The sequence below is a fragment of the Geobacillus sp. G4 genome (genome assembly GCF_040327975.1).
GTDB lineage: Bacteria > Bacillota > Bacilli > Bacillales > Anoxybacillaceae > Geobacillus > Geobacillus thermoleovorans.
This window is the reverse complement of record NZ_JBEPJY010000020.1, coordinates 25,428-34,124: the sequence shown is the minus strand read 5'-3', so window position 1 is coordinate 34,124 and position 8,697 is coordinate 25,428. Positions and strand designations below refer to the sequence as shown.

Annotated in this window: 6 protein-coding genes and 3 pseudogenes; 1 reads left to right on the top strand and 8 read right to left on the bottom strand. The window is 53.7% G+C overall.

What is annotated here, in order from left to right; genetic code table 11:
* Positions 1–128: 128 nt before the first annotated feature.
* Positions 129–1,142: a LolA family protein gene (locus ABS784_RS15265; RefSeq protein ID WP_014194683.1), complete on the bottom strand. Its 1,014-nt coding sequence runs from the start codon at positions 1,140–1,142 to the stop codon at positions 129–131.
* Positions 1,143–1,221: 79 nt separating this feature from the next.
* Positions 1,222–1,611, bottom strand: a complete 390-nt coding sequence (acpS, locus tag ABS784_RS15260; protein WP_011229738.1) for a holo-ACP synthase — start codon at positions 1,609–1,611, stop codon at positions 1,222–1,224.
* Between the two features lie 113 nt (positions 1,612–1,724).
* On the opposite strand from acpS, the gene ABS784_RS15255 reads away from it, so the two are divergent.
* Complete coding sequence (locus tag ABS784_RS15255) at positions 1,725–2,342, top strand: rhomboid family intramembrane serine protease (protein ID WP_014194682.1); 618 nt, start codon at positions 1,725–1,727, stop codon at positions 2,340–2,342.
* 11 nt (positions 2,343–2,353) lie between these two features.
* Here the strand turns inward: ABS784_RS15255 and cshA are convergent, their stop codons facing one another.
* The 6 genes and pseudogenes from cshA to ABS784_RS15225 all read right to left on the bottom strand — a co-directional run bounded on the left by cshA (position 2,354) and on the right by ABS784_RS15225 (position 8,469).
* Complete coding sequence (gene cshA / locus ABS784_RS15250; protein ID WP_014194681.1) at positions 2,354–3,757, bottom strand: degradosome RNA helicase CshA; 1,404 nt, start codon at positions 3,755–3,757, stop codon at positions 2,354–2,356.
* A 60-nt stretch (positions 3,758–3,817) separates the two neighbouring features.
* Positions 3,818–4,231 (bottom strand): annotated as a pseudogene (locus ABS784_RS15245) (alpha/beta hydrolase); the annotation flags it as partial.
* A 110-nt stretch (positions 4,232–4,341) separates the two neighbouring features.
* Positions 4,342–5,451, bottom strand: a pseudogene (gene tnpB / locus ABS784_RS15240) (IS200/IS605 family element RNA-guided endonuclease TnpB).
* Positions 5,452–5,580: 129 nt separating this feature from the next.
* Positions 5,581–5,910, bottom strand: a pseudogene (locus ABS784_RS15235) (alpha/beta hydrolase); the annotation flags it as partial.
* Positions 5,911–5,982: 72 nt separating this feature from the next.
* Complete coding sequence (locus tag ABS784_RS15230; protein WP_352513069.1) at positions 5,983–7,359, bottom strand: UDP-N-acetylmuramoyl-tripeptide--D-alanyl-D-alanine ligase; 1,377 nt, start codon at positions 7,357–7,359, stop codon at positions 5,983–5,985.
* Between the two features lie 6 nt (positions 7,360–7,365).
* Positions 7,366–8,469: a D-alanine--D-alanine ligase gene (locus tag ABS784_RS15225; RefSeq protein WP_011229733.1), complete on the bottom strand. Its 1,104-nt coding sequence runs from the start codon at positions 8,467–8,469 to the stop codon at positions 7,366–7,368.
* Positions 8,470–8,697: the final 228 nt, after the last annotated feature.

The following is an 8,697-nucleotide window of genomic DNA, read 5'->3' as shown; positions in this document are numbered from 1 at the left end:
TGGCCATTTGTAGTGTATCCAAACTGATCACAGGATATACAGAGTTGACCGGGTTTTATGGATTTTCACAGAAAAAAGCAGCTTCTCCGCTTCAACGCGGAAAGCCGCCTGTTTGCAAAACCGCACTGTCATTTTGCCGCTTTTTCTTGCACTGAGCTGGCGACCATCACCATTTCTTCCGGCGTCAAATCGTCCGAGGCGAGCGTAAACTCCGCCCCATTGTACCACCATGTCAACGTTCGGTCGGTGAGGGCGCCAATGGTGAATCCTAAATCAACCGGGTCGCCGTTGACAAGAACTGGCATGCTTGTCGCCGGAAGCACATCCGCTTTTTCTTGCACGAGCGTAAACGATTTTTTGCCGCCGAATGTCATAATGACGCGCGTGCCGTTTTCACCTTTCACTTCTTTTTCCTCGAGCGCTTGAACCCCTTTCGGAAGCTGACTCGGGTACATGACGGCCATCACTTGCTCTTTTCCTTCGGCCATCGTTGGCACCTCAAGACGGGCGCCAGTCATGTTTTTCTTTGTATCAAACGCGTCATCATCAAACTTTTTGTTAAACTCGACGTTGGAAAACTCGACCGTCAACAGCGCTTTCCGGTCCGTATCCATCACTTTGACCGAGACGGGCGCCAAATCTTTTTTGCGCAGTGTAATCTCTTGGGTTGGAATGACTTCGCTGTTCGGGTAGTTCGTTTTCGTCTCAAACACATAGTAATCGTCCGTCGCCTTAAACTTCGCCTTCGAATCGCTCAAAATGTCTTTGACGAGCGATTCGTACAAATACGCTTGGCTGCTGTTTTTCGGCCAATCGCTCACAAACTTGAAGGTTTTGTTGAGCGCCGGCGTGAAGACGAACACCCCTTCGTCATTGCGCAAAATCATTTGGCTTTGTCCTTTGTCGGCGTTTTTCAAGCTGACGCGGTAGTAGGACGGCTGCTTGTGCCACACTTCAACATGATACACTTGCGGCTTCTCACCGGTGCGGAACGTCATTTTCGCCTCAGCCTGATAACCCGTCATCTCATCGACCTTTTCATCAAGCGCCTTCAGCACCTCTTCCTGCGATTTCGACCCGCAGCCAGCCAAAGCAAACAGAAAAATGATGCCGACCAACGCCATCAGCACGTTTCTGCCCATCGCTTCAACCCCTTTGCCTCATATATCGATTTCTACCCATGCACTACAATATATGAGACAACTTTCGGGAATATGCAGACTAGCCATGGCAAGCATCAGCCGGCGTCATCGGTCCAAGGCGCTCAATGACGACTTGGGCGACGGCGTAATCGCGGCTATGGGAAATGGACAGATGAACCGTCTCGCCATCGCGGCGGGCAGCAATGCTCGGCTTTCCGTGCTCATCGGAAACGATCTCGATGTCTTGAAACGATAGATGCCGCCCGATCCCCGTTCCGAGCGCTTTGGCGTACGCTTCTTTAGCCGCAAATCGCCCGGCGAGAAACTCTGCCTGTCTTGCGGGCGGCAACTCGCCAAACTGCGCTTTTTCACGCGGCGTCAAAATTCGCTCTGGAAATTTGCGGCTCCGCTCAAGAAGGGAGCGGATCCGTTCCAACTCTACAATATCAATGCCAATGCCGACGATCACTGCTTCCTCACCTATCCTATCCGCCCTGATGGTCGGACAAATTTTTTATGAGAGACCCGCATAAGATGGCTTATAAAAAACGCCCCATTTCCGCGAAGAAGGGAGACCAACCCGTGTTTCAACATGCAAGCGATGTCCGCTCATTTGTCCGCCTTTATCCCGTCGTTGCCGCCTTATTATTGGTCCATATCGCCGCATGGCTGTTGTTTTCTCTTCCCTTGACAGCGCTTGAACCCATTTGGCAATACGCCGTCGGGACGAACGGCGCGATCCGCCATGGAGAGTGCTGGCGGCTTGTCAGCCCAATCGTGCTGCATCGCGATTTCCACCATATGGCCGCCAACAGTTTGTCCTTATGGCTGTTTGGCCCCTGGCTGGAGCGCGCACTTGGGAAAAGAAAGTTTTTGTTTCTGTATATCGGAGGCGGAATCGGCGCCAATGTCGCCACTTTATTCCTTCTGCCGCCGCTGTACACCCATGTCGGGGCGTCGGGCGCCATTTTCGCCTTGTTTGGCATGTACAGCTACCTCGCCCTATTCCGCCGCGACTTAGTCGCCCCCCGCCACGCCCAGCTGCTGCTTTCGGTCATGGCGGTTCATTTGCTGATTGGCATCATGACACCACATGGGAATTTATTGGCCCATCTATTTGGCTTCGCCGTCGGCGGCCTGCTTGCCCCCTTTTTGTCCATCCGCCCCAAGCGGCCGTCGTTTTACATGCCTCGGCTATGAAAAAACGGCGCTTAATGCGCCGTAATCCGCCGTTTCTTCGTCCGGCTGCGGGCTGAGCCGTCCGGGCGGCCGCCCCGTTTTTTCTCCCGCTTGACCGCTAAAGGCGGCTCTTCCGTCAATTGCACCGGCGTCGTATCCGGCTCGCGCGTCAACATTTTCAAGCAGGCAGCGACAATCGTTACCGAATCGTGCTCTTCAAGCAATTCTTCCGCTGCCCGTTTGTAAAATGACAGGTTTTCGGTCTCCACGACGTTGAGAAGCTTTTCGATAGCGATACGCTGTTGGCCTTCGAGCGCCTCATCAAGTGTCGGCGGCTTCATCCGCTCCATTTTCCGCTTCGTCGTCCGCTCAATATGGTGAAGCTGGCCGATCTCCCTTGGAGTGACAAACGTCATCGCCACCCCTGTCTTGCCGGCGCGCCCGGTGCGCCCAATCCGGTGGACATAGCTTTCCGGGTCTTGCGGAATATCAAAGTTGTACACGTGCGTTACGCCGGAAATATCCAAGCCGCGCGCCGCAACATCCGTCGCCACTAAAATTTCAATCGCACCTTCCTTAAACTTGCGCAGCACCGACAGCCGTTTCGCTTGGCTTAAATCGCCATGAATGCCTTCCGCTGCATAGCCTCGCAAGTTGAGCGCCTCTGCCAGCTCATCGACACGACGCTTCGTGCGGCCGAACACGATCGCGAGCTCCGGCGCCTGAATATCAAGAAGCCGCGTCAAAATGTCAAATTTCTTTTTCTCGTGCACTTCTAAGTAGTACTGTTGAATGTTCGGCACGGTCATTTCCTTTGCCTTCACTTTGACAAGTTCCGGCTCGTTCATGAAGCGCTCGGCAATGCGGCGAATCGGATCCGGCATCGTCGCCGAGAACAGCAACGTCTGCCGCTCGGCCGGCACATGGCTTAAAATCGCCTCAATATCTTCGATAAAGCCCATATTGAGCATTTCATCCGCCTCATCGAGAACGACCGTATGCACATGCTCAAGGCGGAGCGTCCCACGGTTGATATGGTCGATAATACGGCCCGGCGTGCCGACGATCACATGAGGATGCTTTTTCAAAGCGCGGATTTGCCGGTCGATATCTTGACCGCCGTAAATCGGCAAGACGCGCACGCGCTTGACGGCGCCGATTTTGTACAGCTCTTCTGATACTTGGATGGCGAGCTCACGCGTCGGCGCGACAACGAGCGCTTGAACAGCGCTGTTTTTCACATTCACTTTCTCAACGATCGGAATGCCAAACGCCGCCGTTTTCCCCGTTCCGGTTTGCGCTTGACCGATTACGTCTTTATTTTGCAGACTGAGCGGAATCGTCTTCGCTTGAATCGGAGTCGTCTCTTCAAACCCCATCCGCTCGATCGCTTTCATCACTTCTTGGCTTAATCCTAATTCTTGAAATGTCGTCAATGTTATCCAAACTCCTTATAAAAAATCGTCCCTTTATCCGAGAGAAAGGTTTGACAGTTATCATACCATGTTATGCGGTGATTTGCAATGATGGGCATGGGCAGCGCGCAAAAATGTTTCCACCTCAGCAAACAGAACGTGCCGGCCGATGCTATGACAAACATGATGGAACGAATTGGGCAAAAGCAACAGCTTTTTTTCTGAAGACCCCATGCGTTCATATAAATAGCAGGCGCTTTTTAACGGCACGATCCCATCTTTTTCCCCCTGGACAATGAGCACAGGCGCCGCAACATGCGGGAGGCGGGGCCGCACATGGCGGACGAGCTTGCGAAACTCTCTGACAGCGGAAAACGGCGTCGCCGCCATTTTGCTTCGGTAGCGGAGAAACAGCGGGTGCTCCCGCGCTCCGCGCCAGCCGTTGGCAAACATTTCACGGATGTCGCGCCATAATTGCCTTGGGTTCACATATTGAACGCTCTCCCACCTACGCTTGCGCTTCGAGGTGGGAGATTCTTGGGAACCCCCGCCCTACGGCAGGCTGTTCACCAAGCCATCCCCGTGCGTCCCACGGTTCAGCTGTCTTACGAAGACAGCAAACGAAGCCCTTCCTGCAAAATATTTCGGGCGGCGTTCTCGTCCCGATCATGTTCGGCTCCGCAGGTGGGGCACACCCACTCGCGGATGCCGAGCGATTTCACCTCAACATGCCGGCCCCGCAGCACGAGCACAATTGGCTCGATGGAAACGTGCGGCCGACACGAACCAACGTCCGCCCGTACCATTTCGCTTTATACTCGAGCATCCGGAGCAAGCGTCCCCACGCGGAATCCGAAATGCGTTTGGCCAACTTGCGATTCTTCTGCATGTTCTGCACACGCAAGTCCTCCACGCACACCACTTGGTTTTCGCGGATGAGGCGGGTGGACAGTTTGTGCAGGAAATCGTTCCGGCAGTTGGCGATTTTCTCATGAAGCTTGGCGACTTTCAAGCGGGCTTTGCGCCAGTTCGAACCGCCCGGCTTCCGGCGAGCCATCACCCGCTGCCAGTACGCCAGCTTTTCTTCGTATCGGCGCCAATACTGAGGGTGTTCGACCTTCTCTCCAGTGGAAAGAACCACCATATGTTTCAACCCCAAATCGACGCCCACTTGCTTGTCCGTTGGGGGCAATGGGGGATCTCCGTTTCCACCAAGATGGAGACGAAATACTTCCCTGTTGGATTTCGGCGAATGGTAGCCGAAAGAATGCGGCCTTCCACCTCACGGCTTTTGGCAAACGCCACCCATCCGAGCTTGGGGAGTTTCAACCGATGGCCATCCACTTCGATCGATGGGCGCCCCTTCTTTGGGCAGTTGCACTGGGCGGTGTACGACTGGTTCGGGTGTTTTTGCTTTTAAAGCGGGGAGCATTCGCCGTTCCATCGAAGAATCGGCCAAACGCCTCGGCCAACTGTTGCAATGCATTTTGCAAGGCGGTCGAATCGGGCGCTTTCAGCCACGGGAGCGTTTGCTTCAACGCAGTCAACCGCTTGGAGCACTCGTTATAGCTAAGCCCCACCCCTGTTGTTTCATACGCCTGATTCCATTCGGACAAAAAGTGATTGTACACAAACCGGCAGCACCCGATCGTTTGGTGGATGAGCTCCGCTTGTGTTCGGGTGGGATACAACCGAAAGCGGTAGGCTTTGTGCATGACCTTCCCTCCTCATTACAGAACATTTGTTCTATCCTCTATTTTACACCTTTTGTTCGTTGAAGGCAAGAGAGAGTGATGGCGAATGCCGATTCATCCCCCACTTCCGCTCACGCGTAGAAGTGGGGGTCTTCTCGGTTGGGAATGATAAAACGCCGCACTCAACAACACAAGCTTGGCGACCGGGTATTTTTCCGCCAAGTAGACGGCGATCACTCCACCCATTGAAAACCCAATGACATACACCACACTGCAACGGTGATGGAGCGCTAAAAACGCTTGTTCCGCCGCCGCGATCCATTGGTCGTATGTAATTCCTTTCAACCGCAGTTCGCTTCCGTGGCCCGGCAAGGTCGGCGTTTCGATCATCCAATCGGTCCGCTCCCGCAAATAATCGGCCAGCGGCGCCACTTCTTCTGGACTTCCCGTAAACCCGTGAATACATAAACAGCCGATCATCATTTCCACCCCCGCCCGAATGAAAAGCGGCGCCTGTGACGCCGCTTTTAGTTTCTCTCGGGTTGCTTGATGTTACACCCAATATCGAAGCAACTCTTCCAATTTCATGCCGCGCGATGCTTTCAATAAAACAATGTCATCCGAAGTCGCGACGGAACGCACGGCCTCGGCCAACGCTGCTTTATCGTCGAACTCCCTCACCCGCCCATCATCAAAAAATGGGGCAGCCGCCGCGGCGATATGGTGCGCCAGCTGCCCGTAAGTGAACACATAGTCCACCATTCCCGGCCGCAACACCTCCCCGATCTCTCGATGAAACGCCACTTCTTCGTCACCAAGCTCCAACATATCGCCCAATACGGCGATTTTTTGCCGGTAGCCGCCTAATTCCCCAAGCAGCGTCAAGGCGGCGCGCATCGATGTCGGGCTAGCATTGTAGGCGTCATTAATGACGGTAAAGCCATATTTCGTCTTGACGACTTCCGTACGCATGCGCGTCACTTGCAGGCGGGAGAGAGACGCATCAATGCCTTCCCAATCGATGCCGAAAAAGCGGGCGACCGCAATGGCGGCGAGCGCGTTGTACACATGATGCTTGCCTAATACCGGCATAAACAGCGTCCGGCCGGGGAGCGCATTGATGACAAACGATGTTCCTCCCGCTTCAATGCGCACATCGGTCGGATAGTAATCGTTCTGTTCGCCCGCCCCGAACGTCACGACATGGCGGGGAAGCGGCAACTTCGGCACGCGCTCCGTCAAGAGCGGCTCATCGCCGTGGTAGACGAATAAACCATCATGGTGCAAACCCGCCAAAATTTCCAACTTCGCCTTGGCGATGCCTTCCCGCGACCCGAGCTCCTGCAAGTGTGCTTCTCCGATATTCGTGATGACCGCTGCGTCCGGACGGGCGATCATGGTCAGCCGCTCGATTTCGCCAAACCCGCTCATCCCCATTTCGACAACGGCCATCTCCGTCCCTTCGTCAAGCGAAAGAAGCGTCAGCGGCACGCCGATGTGATTGTTCAAGTTCCCTTCGGTCTTTTGCACTCGATAGTGGGTTGAAAGCAGCGCGGCAATCATATCTTTCGTCGTCGTTTTACCGTTGCTGCCAGTGACGCCGATCACCTTCATTCCAAGCTGCTCGCGGTAGCGGGCGGCGAGCCGCTGCAATGCCAAAAGCGTATCATCCACAACGACCACTGGCACACCTTCCGGCGGCGTTCCTTCCCTTTCCGCCCACAGTACGGCGGCGGCTCCTTTTTGCACCGCTTCTTGCACGAAATCGTGGCCGTTAAAGGTCGCACCGCGCAACGGAACGTACAAGTTGCCGGCTTGGATCGTCCTTGTGTCGGTTGACACACCGCTTACGACCATATTCTCCCATTCCGGCTTTAAACACTGTCCGTCAGCCATTTCGGCGATTTGCCGCACTGTCCGTTTGATCATCGGCTCTCACCTCTTTTCTTTTTTGAACGTGTACGTGATCGTCTGCTTTTCTTGATGTCGTTCCAATGCGAGCGCGATAAGCCGTTCAATCAGCTCCGGGTACGGCACACCGCTGTGCTGCCAAAGAAGCGGGAACATGCTGTATGGCGTAAAGCCTGGCATCGTGTTTACTTCGTTGATATAAACAGCGCCATCTTCGGCGAGGAAAAAATCGACGCGCGCAAGTCCAGACAAATCCAGCACCTGAAACGCCGTAATGGCCATTTGTTTGATCGTCTCATACTGTTCTTTCGTTACGTCCGCTGGGATGATCAATTCGGTTTGCCCGTCTTCGTATTTCGCTTCATAGTCGTAAAATTCCTTTTTGGGAACAATTTCGCCAACGACCGAACAAATCGGCTCATCATTTCCGATCACGCCGATTTCAATTTCGCGGCCGACAATCGCCTCTTCAATAATAATTTTTCGGTCATACTGAAATGCCTCGATAAATGCGGCTTTTAAATCGCCGCGCTGCTTGCATTTGGAAATGCCGACGCTCGAACCGGCGTTGGCTGGCTTGACAAAGCACGGGTAGCCAAGCTCTCGTTCGATCCGGTCATACACCGTCTCGCCTCTTTTTTGCCAATCGTACTTCGTCACGGCGATATATTTTGCTTGGCGCAACCCGGCCTGCGCAAACAAGTTTTTCATCATCACCTTATCCATGCCGACCGCGGAAGCAAGCACCCCGTTGCCGACATACGGAATGTTCAATATCTCAAGCAACCCTTGCACCGTTCCGTCTTCGCCGTTCGGCCCATGCAAAAGCGGGAAAATGACATCGATCGTTTCCTCGTTTCCTCCCGCAGCCGAATCGGCAGCCGGAACTTGGTTCAAGGAAACCGGAATCAAGGCGGTCGCCGCCGAAGTGAATTGCAGCTGCTTGATTTCCTCGATCGGTCCGGTCAACTGTTCGCCCTTGATCCATTGACCTTCCGGTGTAATATAAATCGGAATGACATCGAATTTATGAGGATCAATGGCGTTCATCACCGCCATCGCCGTCGACAACGATACTTGGTGCTCCGGTGATTTGCCGCCGTATAACACGCCAACTTTCGTTTTCATCATCGTTCCTCCTCTTTCCTTGGCCATCGTTCCTATTGTAACACGTTTCGCGCCCAACGGTCTGATATTTTATATGTACGATGCAGGTTGTTTCGCCACCCCCCATAAGCGATTAGGAACAAAAAAGTGAGGGTGTCTAAAAAGGTGATTCTTCTTTCAACAAAGCACAACATATCGTTTTCCAGCATTTGTTTTACACGTATATACAGGAATAAGAAAAGGTGCCCC

Excerpts from the sequence above, each read along its gene's own strand:
- ABS784_RS15265 (WP_014194683.1), bottom strand. The coding sequence starts at position 1,142 with ATGGGCAGAAACGTGCTGATGGCGTTGGTCGGCATCATTTTTCTGTTT.
- ABS784_RS15225 (WP_011229733.1), bottom strand. The coding sequence starts at position 8,469 with ATGAAAACGAAAGTTGGCGTGTTATACGGCGGCAAATCACCGGAGCAC.
- ABS784_RS15230 (WP_352513069.1), bottom strand. The coding sequence starts at position 7,359 with ATGATCAAACGGACAGTGCGGCAAATCGCCGAAATGGCTGACGGACAG.